Origin of the sequence: Halomonas sp. A020 (assembly GCF_027943625.1) — a bacterium.
Classification (GTDB): Bacteria; Pseudomonadota; Gammaproteobacteria; order Pseudomonadales; family Halomonadaceae; genus Vreelandella; species Vreelandella piezotolerans.
Genome location: NZ_AP022850.1, coordinates 809,455 through 825,335, shown reverse-complemented (window position 1 = coordinate 825,335; position 15,881 = coordinate 809,455). Strand labels below are relative to the sequence as shown.

Here is a 15,881-nt window from a genome sequence, read left to right as displayed (position 1 = left end):
GTGGTCCCCTTGCTGTTAGATGGATCGATAAACGGTGAAAAGACGATACACTACATTCAGAACGTCGTCAGAAAATCCGCGGCAAATCGTCTGGTCTCAGCGTTTGGCGGTGTGCCAGACACTCGGTGGCTCACCCATATAGGAGTTATAGCGCATGTCCCACGTTCGCTCTGCCACGATTCATGATCTCGACGCCTTGACCGAGCTACTAGACGGCTATCGGCAGTTTTATCAGCAGCCAAGTGATAGGCAAGCCGCGCGTGACTTTTTGCGCCAACGGTTTGGGCAAGCAGATTCGCGCATCATGGTGAGCGAAGGTGAGGATGGCACGCTCACCGGGTTCGTTCAGCTCTATCCGGGCGTGTCCACCGTGGGGCTAAATGCGCGCTGGACGCTGAACGATCTTTTCGTACGACCAGCGTGCCGAGAGAACGGCACGGGGCGAGCGCTGATGGAAGCGGCCACTCGATTGGCTCGTGAACATGGTGTTGCGCGTTTGATATTGATGACGCAGGTCGACAATGAGCGCGCCCAGCGACTGTACGAGTCGCTGGGCTGGCAGCGCAATACGGCGTTTTATGGCTATGTGCTCGATGTGACCTAAACGCGCTTCATCGTCACTTAGCGGATGCTCTCTGGTAGCGTACACACATCGACCCATTGAGCGCTTACTAAGTCGGCTAAGCGTTGTGGGCTCAAGCGCACGGCACTGTTCGGTGAGCCCGCCGCGGGTAGCACTTCATCGAACGCGTGCAGGGATTCGTCGCAATAGACGGGAAGTTGGGTGGCCAGTCCAAACGGACATACACCCCCTACCGGGTGGCTGGTCAGTTCCATCACCGTGTCGGCATCCAGCAGTTTGGCTTTGCCACCGAAGGTATCGCGGATCTTGCGATTATCAATCCGCGCATCGCCACTGGCGACGATCAGTAGCGGCTTTTCTCCCACTTTGAACGCCAACGTTTTGGCAATTTGCCCAGAGACCACACCGTGCGCCTCGGCGGCGAGCTGTACGGTGGCGGTGCTGGTGTCTAGCTCTTCGATGGTCACCTCGGGCGCGTGCTCGGCAAAAAATTGGCGAACGGTTTCGATGCTCATGATGGGCTCCTTGAGAGTATTTATCACTAACTTAGCGTGTCTCCCGCTCGCTAGCCAAGCGGGGATGAGATACCTGCGCCTAGCGATTGGCTGAAGCTCGCAAAGGGCATGCCAGAAAAGCGACATGACTCATGGATAAAACGTTTAAATAGTGTGCTTATTCAGAAGGCATTTGGTGATAATTTATCAAACAACCATGGGCCTGCAGCTGTTGCTGAAAGGTGAGACATGTCATTTCAAGATGTTGGTCGCTAAACGCATCGATACGGATGGCTAAAACGCCGATTGAAGGACACCTGCTGCATGCAAGAGGCCAGCGCCGATAACGCCCCTGATTCGAAGGCTTCACTTCCTTGGCACCGAACGGTGGTGGGGAAAGTGGCTATCTTCATGCTGATGGGCGTCATCTTTGCCTATCTGATGGGCGCGATGCTGGGCTTCACCATGGTTGAGCGCAGCGCCCGGGATCAGTGGGGGCGCGAAGCGCAAATGAATGCACAGATGGTCAGTGCCACTATTCGGCGTATTTATACTTCTGTTGCGGTGCGTACCGATCCTGGCGGGCAAGTGACGCAGCTGGTATCGACACGCCCGATTGGCGATGAAGAGTCGGTGTTGAGCACTGGCTTCAGCCCCATCGATGTCTTGGCGCTGGCCAGTGCGCAAACGCGCCACAATGTTTGGCTCTTTTCACTGACGAATAGCCGCCGCTTTACGCCGGTCGCCAATGCGTATAGCGATGCCGCCGGTGAATTAGTGTTTCCGAATGCCGCTGAGCTTGGCAATGCTCCATTTGCGAACGACTTCTATGTGGGGTTTGCGCGCATTGGGGGCGAGGCGCACTTCGTGAGTTCGCTGCCTATCATCAGCCCTCAGGGCGATCTGCATGGGGTCGTGGTGTCGAGCATTGGCTTGAAGAGTGAACTGTATCACTTACATCGTGAACTGATCTTGAAGATTGTGGCGTCGTTGGGCGTGGTGCTGCTGGCAACGGCGCTGCTGCTGAGTATGTTGATGCATCGACTGTTCAAACCGGTCCCTCGCTTGATCCGGGCCTTGACGCATATTGCGCACAATCGAGCGGATCGGGCCACGCCCTATACTTGGCGCAGCGATGAAATTGGCTGCATGGCCCAGGCCATCGAGACGTTGCGTAAAAAGGTGGAAGAGCGAGAGCACCTATTAGAAGTGAAAGAGCAGGCACTGCGTTACCAGCACCTAGCGCATCACGACGCGCTGACCAAGCTGCCCAATCGCGTACACTTCAACGATGCGCTACAGGAGGCCGTGACACAAGCCCCACACGGCGCACCTTTCAATGTCATGATTTTTGATCTCGACCGCTTCAAGGCGGTGAACGATACGCTTGGCCATGCGGCAGGCGATACCTTGCTGATAGAGGCGAGCCAACGCGTGCAAGCGCTGCTGGAAGAGAGCGACCTCGTTGCGCGCTTGGGAGGCGACGAGTTTTCGATCATTCAGCAAGCTCGCCATGACGGATTGGCAAAAGCCCAGCAGTTGGCTCATCAACTGGTCGAGGTCCTGAAAGAGCCGTTTGCCATCGATGGTCACGAGGTACACATTGGGGTAAGCGTCGGTATTGCGCTGGCGCCCCGGGACGGAACCAGTAGCCATACGCTATTACGCAGCGCAGACGTGGCACTGTATACCGCGAAAGCGATGGGGCGTGGCCGCTATGCGGTCTTCAACCCTGCCATGACCATGGGGGGCGCACCGCATGAGGGCTAACAGTGTCGGCGTGTTGGCTCTGACACTGATGAGCCTGCATGTAAGCGCGGCACCTATTGCCCTTGAAACCTCGCCTACCTTGACGCGGATCGCGCAGCAGCAGGCCATCACGCTGGGTCACCGCCTTCAGGAAATTCCTTTCTCTTACGTGGTCGATGGGCAGCCTGTCGGCTACTCCATCGATCTCTGTAGGGCGGTGGTCGCGGGTCTTCAACAGCGGTTGGGCGGCGTGCCGCTCGAGGTCCGATTCGTGCCGGTCACGCCGGTCAATCGTTTCATTCTACTGCGCCATGGGGAGATCGACCTCGAGTGTGGCGTCACCACGCGCACGTCGGAGCGGCTCGAACAGGCGGCTTTCTCATACCCGCATTTTTACACCGCGACGCGCTATGTCGCCTTGGCAGAAAACGCGATGCGCACCGTAGCAGATCTCGCGGGACGCAGCGTGGTATCGACGACAGGGACGATCAATATCGAGCAGCTCAATGCACTTAACCGCCGTCATGGGCTGAACATTGCCGTGATGCTTAGCCGTCGCCATGAAGAGGCGTTCGCCATGGTCGATAAGGGACAGGCCGCCGCGTTCGTGATGGACGACAGTTTGCTTGCCAGTCTCGTCGCCCGTGCGGATGCCCCCGAGCGTTTTCGTATTTCTGACGAAGCGATCAGCGACCCCCAGCCCTATGGCTTGATGATGCCGCTAGCGGATGCGGTCTTTGCGGAGGCGGTCAACCAGGCGCTGCATGAGTACTACCAAAGCGGGGCCATTCATGCGCTGTACGATCAATGGTTTTTGCAGCCCATACCGCCCGATAACCAAGTGATGGGTTTACCGATGAGTGCAGAGCTGGCGGCCACGTTCGAATGGCCCGATGCACATGACCCCTCCAGGAGGTGAAACGTGAAAATCCTAGTGCAGTGGTGGGTAGGACTTCTCATGTCGGTGTGGGCTGTCTCCTCGGCGGCGGCTTCCGATATCGATACGCTGCAGCGGCTGAGCGAGACAGGCACCTTACGCGTGGGCTATGGCGATACCGCGCCCTTTTCTTACACGGATGACAACGGCAACGTGCTCGGATACTCCATCGACTTATGCCAGCAGGTGGCGTCGCAACTCCAAGAGCAGCTCGGCCTGCCCTCCCTCGCCATCGAGTACGTGTTTAGAACGCCCGGTAATCGTGTGCAGATGCTCAATAGCGGCGAGATCGATATCGAATGCAACGCCAGCACCAATAATGAAGAGCGCCGACGCAGCGCTGATTTTTCGCTGAGTCACTTTTTTGTCTCCGTGCGCTTCGTCTCACTCAAAGAGAACCATTACGACACGCTTCAGGATTTGGCCGGACGCAGTGTGAGCGTGGCCCGGGGCACCGTCAACGTCGGGCAAATCAACCAAGCCAACCGTGAACGGCGGCTGAATCTTTCCGTTGTGCCGGTCGAGACGCTGCAAGCCGCCTTCGATCTCGTCACCGATGGCCGCGTCGCCGCGTTTGCCATGGACGACATTCTGCTCAGCACGATGATCGCAGAGTCAGAGGATCCAACGGCTTATGCCCTCTCAGAAGAGGCCATTACCGCCGAAGAGCCACTGGGCTTGCTGATGCGTAAAGACGATCAGGCGTTCGTGGCGCAGGTCAATCGAGCGCTGCGCACCATTTACCAGCAAGGGGACATGCAGGCACTCTACGAACGCTGGTTCCAGCAGCCTTTGCCCGGTAAAGGCATTACCCTCAACGTGCCGATGAGCGATACGCTAGCGCGGTATGTTAGGGAGCCGCTTCGGGAGGAGTGACCTCCATGGACAAAAGTAGAGCGGACAACGTTTTTCCATGTCCATCCAGGTTCAACGCGCCATTGACGCCCCCTTGCAGCGCATCGTCCAACACTAAGTTGATACCTTTGAGATGAGGTAATAAATACCGAGTGACGTGATGCACATTTCGATGCGCAAATAGCGCTGCAACGTTCGCTTCCGAGAGCTGTTCGACCAGCCAGGAATAGTGCGCTTCCTCGTATACAAACACGCCTAAGCTGAGCCGATCGCCTTTATCGCCTGCCCGGGCATGGGCGTAGCGATGCAATAATTCACGCATTACCCTCTCCTCTATGCAGTGTCACGATGGGGGTAACTTGTTGTCTGGGTACCAAATACGAAGCGGTTTTTAGGCGTTGAGTATGGTGTCTCCTGACGCCGCCACCGCCAGCAGGTCCGCAGCAATAAAGGGCTAATAACTCCTGTGTTGCCAGCTCCACCACGCGCTGGTCGGCATGCTCGACGGCGAGACGGAGGCGAATATCGCTAGCGGCTTGGCCGATGTGATGGGGATTGTATTGCGAGTCACCATCGAAAACGCTGGAGACACCAATCAAGTCGAAGCGCGCTCGCAAATTGGCGGGGCAGCGTAACGCCAGCCGTTGTCGCAGCGTGTCTCTGGCGAGACGGGCTCTGGCAAACGCATTAGGGCCTGCATAAGAGATTTCGGCTTCACCTTGGTAGCCACCCAGAAAACTAACGGTGGTTTTTAAACGAGCAGGTGCTGGTTTGCCGCGGACACCCGTGATTTCGACACGGTCTTTGGCCAGTTGTCTGACGCTGACATGCGCCAAATCGATGACGACATCAGGAGTGATGTAAGCACTGGGATCATGTATTTCATACAACAGCTGTTCTTTCACCGTTTGCTCGGTGACCAAGCCACCCGTACCGGGTGGTTTGGTCACGATCAGTCGCCCGTTTCGCTCCACCTCCACCAGGGGGTAACCCAGCGAGGCCATACCAGGGACGTCTTTGAAACCAGGGTCAGCAAAGTAGCCCCCGGTGACTTGCGTGCCACACTCAATCAAGTGACCTGCCAATGCCCCAGCGGCAAGCCTGTGCCAGTCATCGCTTGCCCAGTCGTGGTAGTAGCACAGTGGGGCGAGTGCCAGCGAGGGGTCGGCCACGCGCCCGGTAATCACGACGTGTGCCCCTCGTGCCATCGCCTCTATCAGCCCATCTGCGCCGAGATAGACATTGGCGGCAACCACGTGCTCGAGTGCTGACAGAGACCGTTTTTCGCCCTCCCAGGCCTGCCAGTCGAGGGCATGCAACTGGTCTCTCACGTCATCGCCGTGAATCGTGGCCAAGCACGCTTCAGTGTGACCCAAGCGCTTGGCTAGCTGCTGAATACGACGGCAGGCGGCCTCAGGGTTGGCCGCCCCAAAGTTGCCCAACACCGTAATGTGATGGGCGAGGCAATCGCTCAACACGGGCGATAAAAACTCTTCCAGCAACGGCTCATCACCGCTGTCAGGATCTTTGATGCGGCGTAATTGAGCCGCCGCCAGCGTTCGCTCACCCAATGTTTCGAACATGAGCGCACGAGGCGCATCGTACGACATGAGTGCATCGACGAGCGGCCTGGCTGCATCGGTACGATCACCGGAAAAGCCCGCACCACAACCGACTACGACCGTCATAAGGTGACTCCCGTGCGTGCATTGGTAGTCAAGGCAAGGAAGTGGCGTGCTTCGGGTGCCGTCATCACTCGGCGTCCCGTTGCTTCGATACGCGCCTTGGTCTCAGCGACCAGCTCGGCATTGTGGGTGGCGAGTTGGCCATCCGCCCGCCATAGATTGTTTTCAAAGCCGACTCGAGCATGGCCGCCTTGCTGGGCTGCTAGTGCTAAGCAATCACCTTCGGTGGGGCCAAAGGCACACACCGCCCAATGGTCGCCAGCCGCCAATGCTTGTAAAAAACCTGGTAAACGGCCAGGGTCGGCAATGGGCGGGTCTGCATAGCGTCCAAGCACGCAGAGCAAAAACGCCGGGCCGTGGGGTACTACACCTTTATCTCTTAATTTATTGAAATGATAAACATCTTCAGGTGAGTAAACGATGTATTGAATATGGGTGCCACGACTTACCAAGTGACGGCACAGCTCGCCACTGGCGTGAACTTCATACGCATCGCCGAACCATTCACGCACCGCGATAGACACATACTCTGGCTGTAACGCCTCAATCACACGTCGCTGTTCTGAAGGTGAGTAACGTCCACCGGCTTCGCTGGTGACCTGAAGGAGTAATTGATCTCCAACGGCGCCTTGGATGGCGCTAAGCGCCTCTTGGTAGGCCGCAGCATCGAGTAAATGACGTCCATCGGCCTCTCGTACATGCAGATGCATGGCAGAGGCTCCCGCCGCTAGACACTCTTGTGCATCGCGTGCAAGCTCTTCTGGGGTCAATGGAATGGCAGGGTGGTCTTGATAGACGCGCCGTGCGCCGTTGGGGGCAACCATTAGCAAACAAGGTGAGGCGCTCATAGAGACTTCTCCTGTTTGCCATTACTTGCTAGCGCGTGCTGGATGGCCGTTAACTGACGGTCTCGTTCAGAGAAAAGGTCCGGCAGTGAGTGACCATGCGTGGCTGACTCTACTCCTTGGATGACTTGCTCGTAGAGTTCGTCGCTCATGGTCGGTTGCCCTAAGCTTGCCCAGCGATACTCCTGGCTAGGGCCGAGATGTTCCAGATAGTGGCGAATGCCCCCTTGGCCACCGCCTAGGTGATAGGTCAGGAATGGGCCTTGAATGGCCCAGCGCAACCCTGGGCCTGCCGTCACCGCTAGATCGATGTCTTCGACGCTGGCCACGCCCTCCTGTAACAGATAAAGCGCTTCTCGCCACAAGGCTGAAGAGAGGCGGTTCGCAATATGGCCGACCATCTCTTTACGCAGCACCACCGGCTGCTTGCCGATGCTGTGATAAAAATCGGCCAAGCGCTGCACCCGTTCACTATCTGGCCCGTAGAGTTCGACCAGTGGCACTAAGTGGGGGGGGTTGAAGGGGTGCGCGATAATGATGCGCTCAGGTGCAGGCGTCCCCTCAGTGATATCAGAGTGCTTTAGAGAGGAGGTGCTGCTGACCACCAGCGCTTGCGAGGGCGCTATCCGTTGAATATCGGCTAATACCTGCTGCTTGAGCGCGATGGACTCGGACGCATTTTCGACGACCAGTTCTGCCCCCTGTAGCGCCTCTTCCAGGGTGGGCGATACCACTGGCGTGATAGGATCGACGCCAAGCGTACGCATATCCTCAGCGACGCGCTGAGCAAAGTAGGCTCGGGCGTTGGTATCCGGGTCAAAAGCCGTGACGAGTAAACCGCGGGAAAGAAAGTAGGCGGCCCAACTGACGCCGATCGTGCCACAGCCAATCACAGCGATCGTCGTCATGTTCACTTCTCGATGACTCATAGCTCCGCTCCTTGAAGTGCAATACGCCGAGAGGATTGCCAAGCCCATAGATAGAGCCCTGTCAGGCCCGCGATGCCGAGTAACCCAAGCGCACTATTGGGTACCAGCGCTAATAGTCCTGTGATGGCCAGCAGCGCACTATCCAACCAGCGGTGACCGAAGAAACGAGCGCCCCCTAATATGCCGGCAAAAGCCAAGACAAAGGCCATGGCACGCGCAGCGGCTAGGGTAATGTCCCAGGCATCGCCTAAACCGATAAGCGCCGGGTACGCCAAAATCAAGAAGGGGATAATGTAAGTGGTCGCCCCCAAGCGGATGGCTTGGCCAGCGACCTGCAGCCAGCCCGCCTTAGCAATGCCAGCGGCAACGAACACCGCAATACAGACCGGTGGAGTGATGACCGATATCGTCGCGAAATAGAAAACGAACAGATGGGCGACTAACGGTTCGATACCGATGCGCGTTAGCGCAGGGGCTAGCACGGCAGCCACCAACACGTAGGCCGCCGTAGTCGGAATGCCCATGCCCATAATGAGACAGATGACGGCGACGATCAGGGCCACTAGGAAAACCTGTTCACCCGCAACGCTGACCACGAGCGTCGACAGCGTGACACCAATGCCCGTTAGGTTGAGCATGGCGACCAAAATCTGTGCGCCAGCGAGTAACACCCCGATGATCACCATGCCCTTACCCGCATCTTCCAAGCCGGTCACAAGCGAACGGGCTATTTGACGGGGCGGTGTTCGGTCTAGCAACGCAAAGAAAAGATAGCTGACCAGCAGCAGTGTAATGCCTAAAAAAGCAGCGAATTGGATGGAGTAGCCGTTTAGAACACCCCCAAATAAGCCACCCAGCGCGGCAACAATGGGGGTTAATCGTCTCAATTGAAGTACATCGGGCCAAGCGGGAAGCTCGCTCTCCGGTACCAAGGGGAGGGCTTTGCGTACCGCTACCAAGTGGAGCGTAAAGAATACTGCGACATAGAAAAGCAGCGCAGGTAATACGGCAGCGAGGGCAATGGTGACGTAGCTGACCCCCAGTATCTCTGCCATGATGAATGCCGCTGCCCCGAGAATAGGCGGTGCGATTTGGCCCCCTGTGGATGCCACGGCCTCTACGCCGCCAGCAAAGGCCGGAGGATATTTGAGCCGCTTCATCATCGGAATGGTGAAGTTGCCGGTGGTGGCCACGTTCGCTACTGCACTGCCGCTGACCATCGCAAATAGGCTGGAGGCCACGGTCGCAATTTTGGCGGCGCCCCCTTGGCTACGCCCACCGATGCGCATTGAAAGGTCAATGAACGTTTGGCCTCCCCCCGTATGAAGCAAAAGGCTACCAAAAAGCACAAACGCGGCAATGGTCGTGGCTGCGACGCCTAGCAACATCCCCCATACGCCTAAATCCCCGAGAAACAGCGTTTCCGTCACGAAGCTAGCATCAAAACCCCGGTGGCTAAGCGGTCCTGAGAGTCGGTCACCCAGTAGGGCATAAGCGATGCCGATGGTGACTAACAGCGGAAAGACCCACCCAATCGCCCGTCGAGCGACTTCCAAAATGGACACCACCAACATGGCCGTGAGTGCCATATCTTGGGGGGTTGCCCAGGGAAGCGTGGTCAAAATGCGGTTAGCGTTGAAGGTAATGAACAGGCAGGCGGTGATGGCGCCCAGGGCTAATAACCCATCGATCGCTATCCCTAAGGGGCGCCAGGATTTTCCAGCGCCCAGTGGATAGGTGAGTAGCCCCAGCCCGATGACCAGCGCAAGAAAGAGACTGCGATGAACCAAGCTTTCAAAAGGCCCGGTTGCTGAGGTATAGAAGATGAAGCCGCCCAACAACAGGGCGACCAGCATGAGCAGCTTATTGCGCATGGAACCGAGCTCCTTTCCTTATTCTGACGGCATCAGACGGTCAGGAATGTCGTATCCCTGCTCTTCGAAATAGCGCGCGGCACCCGGGTGAAAGGGCACCGTTCCGCTACTGAGAGTGAGTTCGGCGATGTCGACCTCGGCGAGATTAGCGAGTGCACTGACTTGCGGGTCGGGATTTTCCATCACGGCTTTAACGATTTGGTAGGCCGTTTCTTCGTCAAGCTCGGGACTTGCATGCATCGCTAAGCCAAAGCTCCACGTCGTGTAAGCGGGCATGCCCTCGGCCGCTCCCTCAGGAATATTGACCACGGAAATATCAGGCATCTGTGCATTCAGCGTTTCAGCCTGTTCATCGCTGAGGGACAGCACTTGGATCGGCGTGAACGTCGCAATGTCCATGGAGGACCCGTCCAGCTTTTCGCCCACGCCAGATTTGACGTATCCCGCCATACGGTTGTCTTTGACACCGGCGACCACATCCGTCGTAGAACCGCGCACATACTCTGGGGTAAGCCCCAGCGTCTCCATCACGGCAATGGTCGTGGCCTCGGTGGCAGAGCCGGTAATCCCCGGATTCAGGCGCACGCCGTCTAGTTCTGCCATGCTGGTAACGCCGGAATCTTCGCGCATCACGACATTTTGTGGTGCTTGGGAGTAAACCCAAAGAAGACGGTTATCCACGGGGCGACCTTCAAACTCACCCTCGCCTGCATAGGCGTGATAGCCCACGTTGGTGGTAACGAGCCCCATATCGATTTGGTTTCTTAAAATGCGCCGCAAATTGTCAACGGTGGCACCGGTTTCTACGACAGAGGTGCGCACACCATCGACATGCTGATTGATAATTTGTCCAACGGCGACGAAATAGCCGTATTGGCTAGACGATGTGGAGGTCGAGCCAATCAAGAGCTGCTCTTCGGCGTGAACGGCCGTGCCTGCGATCAAGCCAGCACTGAGAATGGCGGTTAAGAGTGGCGTTTTGAGTGAGTACATAGCAGTTGCTCTCTCTGGGTATTGTGGGTTGTTGGTTCCAGAAGATGCGTGTCATTTGACTTATTAAGAATGAGAGAGCCTGCTAGTATTTGTCTAATATAATTATATGAATGAGACTTTTACTTTATTTATGCAGCCTTCCATTCGTCAGCTAAAAGCCTTCGTGGCGATTGCCGAGTTCGGCAGCTTCGTCGAAGCATCGGAGCGGCTGCACATGTCGCAGCCAGCCTTGAGTATTGCCATTCGCAAACTAGAAGAGTGTGTGGGAGGCGTGCTGTTCAACCGTTCCCCTCGCGGCGTGCAGCTCACCCCAGAAGGCAAGTTCTTTTTGCCAACGGCTAGGCGATTGATTAGCGATTGGGATGACGCGCTGGGTGATCTTGGAGAGCTATTCAATAAACAGCGAGGCAAAGTAACGCTGGCTGCGCTGCCAACGCTAGCGGCAGGATTCTTACCGACCGTGCTAGCCGATTATCGGCATCGATTTCCCAATATCGCGATCAGTGTTCACGATGTGCTGGCCTCCCAGGTAGATGACCTGGTAAGTGACCACCGGGCAGACATTGGATTGTCGGTACAGCCGCTTCGTGTAGAGGCAACGCATTTCGAGCCGCTCGTTGAAGACTATTTCGTCGCGGTTTGCCCCGTGGGGCATCCCTTGTTAGCGATGGACACCGTGCCTTGGGAGGCGCTGCTGCGTTATCCCATTATCGGCGTGAGCCGCCTATCGAGCACGCGTGCTGCCATTGAGAGCGTATTAGAACAGACACGCCTTGAGATGGACTTGATGTGTGAAGTCAGTCAGATTGGCACCGCTGGACGGATGGTGGCGGCGGGATTAGGAGTGGCAGCGCTTCCTTCATTCAGCTTCCGACAGATATCTGCAGAGGGCATTGGCTGGCGTCCTTTGATCGAACCGTACGTACCCCGCTCTTTGGGGATCATTACACCGGTCAGAGGCTCCCCGTCTGCCGCAGCAACCGCCATGCTGGAAAGCATAAGAGCTCATGCAGGGCAGCTAGGCGGCACCGCCGCTTATGTGCCACCACGGCCGCCCGAAGGCGACCGTGATCCGTCTTAGCAAGCGAGCCCTTCAGATGGCTGACTATCCGACGCAGTACATTGACCAGCGCAACGGGAACCGGCTCGTAAAGATGATGATTTAAAGCTGTGTTGCTAGCGCACTGGTGACTTCGTCAATTTGCAGCGCCAGGCTTTGTAAGCCACCGCCTGATAGGTACCAAAGGGCCGGTGTGAGCATCACGAGTCTAGGCTTGGCGCCAGCCTCCGCCAGGGTGGCGCGCAGCGCGTCGGCGTCAGCAGGTTCATTGCCAATGGCTGCGCTGCGGTCGATCACGAGCACTACCTCAGGAGCGATCTCGGCAATCGCTTCAGCGGAAAGCGGTGTAAAAGTGCGTTCGCCACGTACTTCGGGGGTGACACTCTCGGGCATCTCCAGTGTTGCAATGCCCAAGACGTCGTGGACCACCGGGTGCTGATTGAGCATCAGGTTGCCGCCATTATGGGTGACGACCAGCGTTGTCGGCGCGTCGCTCAACGCTTCTCTTTGCTGCTCGATCTCGGTATGCAGCGTGGCGAGTGCCTCTTCCGCGTTATTTTCTTCGCCTACCTGTCCGGCGAGTTCGCGCACGTTGGCATCGAAGGCGGTCAGGTAATCATCGCCCGTCAGGCTGGTATTGAGCAGCGGAGCAATCTCGCCCAATTCCGCTTCCCACTCGGCTTGACGGCCGGTGTAAAGAATCAGGGTTGGATCGGCGTGTTGCAGTGCCTCCATCTCCGGCGAGCGCAGGCCGCCAATGTCGCTATAAGCGTCGGCAGCGTACTGGTCGAGATAGCTGTGCAAACTCGCTTTCGGCACGCCGACGACCTGCTCACTCACCCCTAGGGCGTCCAGCGTATCCAAGCTGCCTAGATCAAACGTGGCAATGCGCTGGTCCGCGCTCGCGGCGGCGCTGACGCTGGCCAGCAGCAATGTGGCAGCGATGGCTTTTACTGTCATGTGGCATCCTTTTCTTTGAGAAATATAGCTATATGCAATATTTTCTCATCATCGCAGTAAGTCGAGGCGTTGTCGTGTGCCACTGGGGGAACGGTAGGTTGCAGAAAATGCGACCGCCTCTTTATCAAGAGGCGGCCATGTCGACCTGAGTCGGCGTAGGTGTGGCTGAGTAGCGCCTAAGAGGCGACGCGGAAGGGGTTGCGCGGGTCGTCGTCCCAGGCGAGGAAGGGTTTGCCGGTTTCCTGAGGCACCATGGTGATGCAGCTCTCCACCGGGCAGGTGATTTGGCACAGGTTGCAGCCCACGCACTCGTCTTCGATGACCTCGTAGCGGCGCGCGCCGTCCTGCTCGGTGAGCTTGGCAATCGACTGGTGGGAGGTGTCCTCGCAGGCGATATAGCAGCGGCCACACTCGATGCACAGGTCCTGGTCGATATGGGCGATGGTCTTGAAGTTGATGTCCAGGTGCTTCCAGTCGGTGGTTTGCGGCACCGCCTTGCGGGAAAACGCCTCGATGGAGTCGTAGCCTTTTTCCGCCATCCAGCGGGAGAGGCCGTCTTTCATTTCCTCCACGATTCTAAAACCGTTGAGCATTGCCGCGGTACATACCTGCACGCTGCCCGCGCCGAGTGCGATGAATTCCGCGGCATCCCGCCAGGTGGAAATCCCGCCAATACCGGAAATGGGCAGCGTGGGCGTGGCCGGGTCACGGGCAATTTCCGCCACCATGTTCAGGGCGATGGGTTTCACCGCGCTGCCGCAGTAGCCGCCGTGGGTGCTCTGGTGGCCCACGGTGGGTTTGGCGACCATGTTGTCCAGGTCGATGCTGGTAATGGAGTTGATGGTGTTGATCAACGAGACCGCATCGGCCCCGCCCCGCAGCGCCGCCTGGGCGCCCACGCGAATATCAGTGATGTTGGGGGTGAGCTTGACGATGACCGGCTTGGAGTAGTGCTTTTTACACCAGTAGGTGACTTTTTCGATCAAATCCGGGTTTTGGCCCACCGCCGCGCCCATGCCGCGTTCCGGCATGCCATGGGGGCAGCCCAGGTTGAGCTCGATGCCGTCCGCGCCGGTCGCTTCCACCCGCGGCAGGATATACGCCCAGGCTTCCTCGTTGCAGGGCACCATGATGGAGACGATCAGCGCACGGTCCGGCCAATCCTTCTTCACCTGGGTGATCTCTTGAAGGTTGATCTCCAGCGAACGGTCGGTAATCAGTTCGATATTGTTGAAGCCGATCACCTCGCGGTTTTTGCCGTAATGGGCCGAGTAGCGGGAGGAGACATTCACGGCAGGCGGCTCTTCACCGAGGGTTTTCCATACCACGCCGCCCCAGCCCGCCTCATAGGCGCGCACCACGTTGTAGGCTTTGTCGGTGGGCGGGGCCGATGCCAGCCAGAAGGGATTGGGAGCTTTGATGCCAGCAAAGTTCACCGATAGGTCGACGCCGTTCACCACGCTGTCGCCGCTGTTTTTCTTGCCTGGAAAAGAGAGGGTGTTGAAAGGTGTGGTATTCATGCGGCCTCCTGCTGGGCGGCGAGCGCTTGATGAATGGCGTGGGCGGCCAGCTTGCCGTGCTGCACGGCTTGTACGGTGAGGTCCTGGCCGGGTTTTACGCAGTCGCCACCGGCATACACGTTGGGCAGTGAGGTTTGGAACATTTCATCCACGTGGATGCGCTCGCCATCCCGGGCCAGTTCGGCGGCGGTGGCATCGCGTAGGCTGTCGCCCGCAAAGCCCTGGCCGATGGCGGTGAAAATGGCATCCGCCGTGATCTCGAAGGTCTCACCCGTGGTGGAGAGGCGGCCCTGCTGCTCGGTGGTGTTGGCAAAACGCATGCCTGCCACGCGCCCTTGGGCGTCCAGCAGAATTTCGTCCGGCTGGGCCCAGGTCACCATGCGCACGCCGTTGGCCTTGGCGATCTCCTGTTCGTGGTCGGTGGCAGACATCGCCTCAGTGCCACGGCGATACACTAGGGTGACCTCTTTAGCCCCCAAACGCGCCATTTGCGTGGCCATATCGATGGCGGTATTGCCTGCGCCAATCACGATACAGCGCTTGGCCACGGCCAGGCTGCCCAGGTCATCGGTTTGCCGCAGGGGTTTGATGTAGTCCACGGCGGGCATCAGGCCCGGTGCATCTTCGCCGGTCAGCCCTAGCGTACGGCTGGCGCCCAGCCCTAATCCCAGGAATACGCTGTCGTACTGTTGGCGCAGGGTGTCGAGAGTGAGGTTGTCGCCCAGGCGTTGGCCGTACTGGAGGTCAATGCCGCCAATCCCCAGCAGAAACTCGACTTCCTTGCGGGCAAAATCGTCGGTCATCTTGTAGCGGGCAATGCCGTACTCGTTGAGCCCGCCAGGCTTTTGCTCGGCCTCGAAGATCGTTACCTGATGGCCCAGCATGGCCAAGCGATGGGCGCAGGAGAGCCCCGCTGGCCCCGCGCCCACCACGGCAACATGGCGGCCAGTGCTGGCGGCCCGCTTGAAGGGGTGGCTATCGAACTGCATATGGTCGGTGGCGTGGCGCTGGAGCAAACCGATCAGCACCGGCTGGCACTCGGCGTCGTGGTTACGCACGCAGCTGCGCTCGCAGAGGATTTCCGTAGGGCACACCCGGGCGCAGCTGCCACCGAGGATATTGGCTTCCAGAATGGTTTCTGCTGCGCCATTGATGTTGTTGTCACTGATCTGACGGATGAAGCTGGGAATGTCGATGTCCGACGGGCAGGCCTCGACGCAGGGGGCGTCGTAGCAGTAGAGACAGCGCTGGCTTTCGATGATGGCCTGGCGCGGCGTCAGCGGCGGATGAAGATCGCTGAAGTTGCTTGCCAGCGTTGCTGGGTCGTAGGTGCCGACCTCTTTTGCGTTGGGCAGATGATCAAGTGAATGGGTCACGGTCGTTTCTCCATGGCTCTG

At 58.0% G+C, this 15,881-nt stretch carries 15 protein-coding genes; 5 read left to right on the top strand and 10 right to left on the bottom strand.

Annotation, left to right across the window (positions count from 1 at the left end; genetic code table 11):
• Nucleotides 1-154: 154 nt before the first annotated feature.
• On the top strand, nucleotides 155-604 hold the full coding sequence (locus tag FRH_RS03775) for a GNAT family N-acetyltransferase (protein ID WP_219861980.1): 450 nt from the start codon (nucleotides 155-157) through the stop codon (nucleotides 602-604).
• Between the two features lie 17 nt (nucleotides 605-621).
• Here FRH_RS03775 and FRH_RS03770 read toward each other — a convergent pair whose 3' ends face one another.
• The gene (locus FRH_RS03770; protein ID WP_281997798.1) at nucleotides 622-1,098 is read right to left on the bottom strand and encodes a YbaK/EbsC family protein; all 477 of its coding nucleotides are present in this window, start codon (nucleotides 1,096-1,098) and stop codon (nucleotides 622-624) included.
• Between the two features lie 303 nt (nucleotides 1,099-1,401).
• Here FRH_RS03770 and FRH_RS03765 point away from each other — a divergent pair, with 303 nt between their 5' ends.
• Genes FRH_RS03765 through FRH_RS03755 form a run of 3 tightly spaced genes read left to right on the top strand, consistent with a single transcriptional unit; the run spans nucleotide 1,402 to nucleotide 4,639 of the window.
• On the top strand, nucleotides 1,402-2,847 hold the full coding sequence (locus tag FRH_RS03765; RefSeq protein ID WP_281997797.1) for a GGDEF domain-containing protein: 1,446 nt from the start codon (nucleotides 1,402-1,404) through the stop codon (nucleotides 2,845-2,847).
• Nucleotides 2,837-3,745, top strand: a complete 909-nt coding sequence (locus FRH_RS03760; protein WP_239297375.1) for an amino acid ABC transporter substrate-binding protein — start codon at nucleotides 2,837-2,839, stop codon at nucleotides 3,743-3,745. The genes FRH_RS03765 and FRH_RS03760 overlap by 11 nt, the downstream gene beginning before the upstream one ends.
• A 3-nt stretch (nucleotides 3,746-3,748) precedes the next feature.
• Nucleotides 3,749-4,639: an amino acid ABC transporter substrate-binding protein gene (locus tag FRH_RS03755; RefSeq protein WP_231125589.1), complete on the top strand. Its 891-nt coding sequence runs from the start codon at nucleotides 3,749-3,751 to the stop codon at nucleotides 4,637-4,639.
• On the opposite strand, the gene FRH_RS03750 is transcribed toward FRH_RS03755, so the two are convergent.
• The 6 genes from FRH_RS03750 to FRH_RS03725 are packed head-to-tail and all read right to left on the bottom strand — an operon-like array spanning nucleotide 4,614 to nucleotide 10,944.
• Nucleotides 4,614-4,940 (bottom strand): hypothetical protein, encoded by a 327-nt coding sequence (locus tag FRH_RS03750; RefSeq protein WP_281997796.1) that lies wholly within the window; start codon nucleotides 4,938-4,940, stop codon nucleotides 4,614-4,616. The two genes, FRH_RS03755 and FRH_RS03750, sit on opposite strands and share 26 nt — an antisense overlap.
• A complete protein-coding gene (locus FRH_RS03745) occupies nucleotides 4,933-6,306 on the bottom strand; it encodes an acyclic terpene utilization AtuA family protein (protein ID WP_139525830.1) in 1,374 nt (457 codons plus the stop codon). The genes FRH_RS03750 and FRH_RS03745 overlap by 8 nt, the downstream gene beginning before the upstream one ends.
• A complete protein-coding gene (locus FRH_RS03740; protein WP_281997795.1) occupies nucleotides 6,303-7,151 on the bottom strand; it encodes a 3-keto-5-aminohexanoate cleavage protein in 849 nt (282 codons plus the stop codon). Before FRH_RS03740 ends, FRH_RS03745 begins: the two co-directional genes overlap by 4 nt.
• Nucleotides 7,148-8,077: a 3-hydroxyacyl-CoA dehydrogenase NAD-binding domain-containing protein gene (locus FRH_RS03735; RefSeq protein ID WP_281997794.1), complete on the bottom strand. Its 930-nt coding sequence runs from the start codon at nucleotides 8,075-8,077 to the stop codon at nucleotides 7,148-7,150. The genes FRH_RS03740 and FRH_RS03735 overlap by 4 nt, the downstream gene beginning before the upstream one ends.
• On the bottom strand, nucleotides 8,074-9,951 hold the full coding sequence (locus FRH_RS03730; RefSeq protein ID WP_281997793.1) for a TRAP transporter fused permease subunit: 1,878 nt from the start codon (nucleotides 9,949-9,951) through the stop codon (nucleotides 8,074-8,076). Before FRH_RS03730 ends, FRH_RS03735 begins: the two co-directional genes overlap by 4 nt.
• An 18-nt stretch (nucleotides 9,952-9,969) precedes the next feature.
• Nucleotides 9,970-10,944, bottom strand: a complete 975-nt coding sequence (locus FRH_RS03725) for a TAXI family TRAP transporter solute-binding subunit (protein ID WP_139525827.1) — start codon at nucleotides 10,942-10,944, stop codon at nucleotides 9,970-9,972.
• Between the two features lie 130 nt (nucleotides 10,945-11,074).
• Between FRH_RS03725 and FRH_RS03720 the strand changes: the two genes are divergently transcribed.
• On the top strand, nucleotides 11,075-12,025 hold the full coding sequence (locus FRH_RS03720; RefSeq protein WP_139525826.1) for a LysR family transcriptional regulator: 951 nt from the start codon (nucleotides 11,075-11,077) through the stop codon (nucleotides 12,023-12,025).
• Nucleotides 12,026-12,106: 81 nt separating this feature from the next.
• Here FRH_RS03720 and FRH_RS03715 read toward each other — a convergent pair whose 3' ends face one another.
• From FRH_RS03715 to FRH_RS03705, 3 genes are all read right to left on the bottom strand, one after another.
• Nucleotides 12,107-12,964 (bottom strand): ABC transporter substrate-binding protein, encoded by an 858-nt coding sequence (locus tag FRH_RS03715; protein ID WP_281997791.1) that lies wholly within the window; start codon nucleotides 12,962-12,964, stop codon nucleotides 12,107-12,109.
• A gap of 176 nt (nucleotides 12,965-13,140) precedes the next feature.
• Nucleotides 13,141-14,484, bottom strand: coding sequence for an NAD-dependent dihydropyrimidine dehydrogenase subunit PreA (gene preA, locus FRH_RS03710; protein WP_281997790.1), 1,344 nt, complete (start codon nucleotides 14,482-14,484; stop codon nucleotides 13,141-13,143).
• A complete protein-coding gene (locus FRH_RS03705) occupies nucleotides 14,481-15,860 on the bottom strand; it encodes an NAD(P)-dependent oxidoreductase (protein ID WP_281997789.1) in 1,380 nt (459 codons plus the stop codon). Before FRH_RS03705 ends, preA begins: the two co-directional genes overlap by 4 nt.
• Nucleotides 15,861-15,881: the final 21 nt, after the last annotated feature.

What these genes read in the sequence shown, in the direction of transcription:
- FRH_RS03775 (WP_219861980.1), top strand. Translation starts at nt 155, where the DNA reads ATGTCCCACGTTCGCTCTGCCACGATTCATGATCTCGACGCCTTGACC.
- FRH_RS03770 (WP_281997798.1), bottom strand. Translation starts at nt 1,098, where the DNA reads ATGAGCATCGAAACCGTTCGCCAATTTTTTGCCGAGCACGCGCCCGAG.
- FRH_RS03765 (WP_281997797.1), top strand. Translation starts at nt 1,402, where the DNA reads ATGCAAGAGGCCAGCGCCGATAACGCCCCTGATTCGAAGGCTTCACTT.
- FRH_RS03760 (WP_239297375.1), top strand. Translation starts at nt 2,837, where the DNA reads ATGAGGGCTAACAGTGTCGGCGTGTTGGCTCTGACACTGATGAGCCTG.
- FRH_RS03750 (WP_281997796.1), bottom strand. Translation starts at nt 4,940, where the DNA reads ATGCGTGAATTATTGCATCGCTACGCCCATGCCCGGGCAGGCGATAAA.
- FRH_RS03745 (WP_139525830.1), bottom strand. Translation starts at nt 6,306, where the DNA reads ATGACGGTCGTAGTCGGTTGTGGTGCGGGCTTTTCCGGTGATCGTACC.
- FRH_RS03740 (WP_281997795.1), bottom strand. Translation starts at nt 7,151, where the DNA reads ATGAGCGCCTCACCTTGTTTGCTAATGGTTGCCCCCAACGGCGCACGG.
- FRH_RS03735 (WP_281997794.1), bottom strand. Translation starts at nt 8,077, where the DNA reads ATGAGTCATCGAGAAGTGAACATGACGACGATCGCTGTGATTGGCTGT.
- FRH_RS03730 (WP_281997793.1), bottom strand. Translation starts at nt 9,951, where the DNA reads ATGCGCAATAAGCTGCTCATGCTGGTCGCCCTGTTGTTGGGCGGCTTC.
- FRH_RS03725 (WP_139525827.1), bottom strand. Translation starts at nt 10,944, where the DNA reads ATGTACTCACTCAAAACGCCACTCTTAACCGCCATTCTCAGTGCTGGC.
- FRH_RS03720 (WP_139525826.1), top strand. Translation starts at nt 11,075, where the DNA reads ATGCAGCCTTCCATTCGTCAGCTAAAAGCCTTCGTGGCGATTGCCGAG.
- FRH_RS03715 (WP_281997791.1), bottom strand. Translation starts at nt 12,964, where the DNA reads ATGACAGTAAAAGCCATCGCTGCCACATTGCTGCTGGCCAGCGTCAGC.
- preA (WP_281997790.1), bottom strand. Translation starts at nt 14,484, where the DNA reads ATGAATACCACACCTTTCAACACCCTCTCTTTTCCAGGCAAGAAAAAC.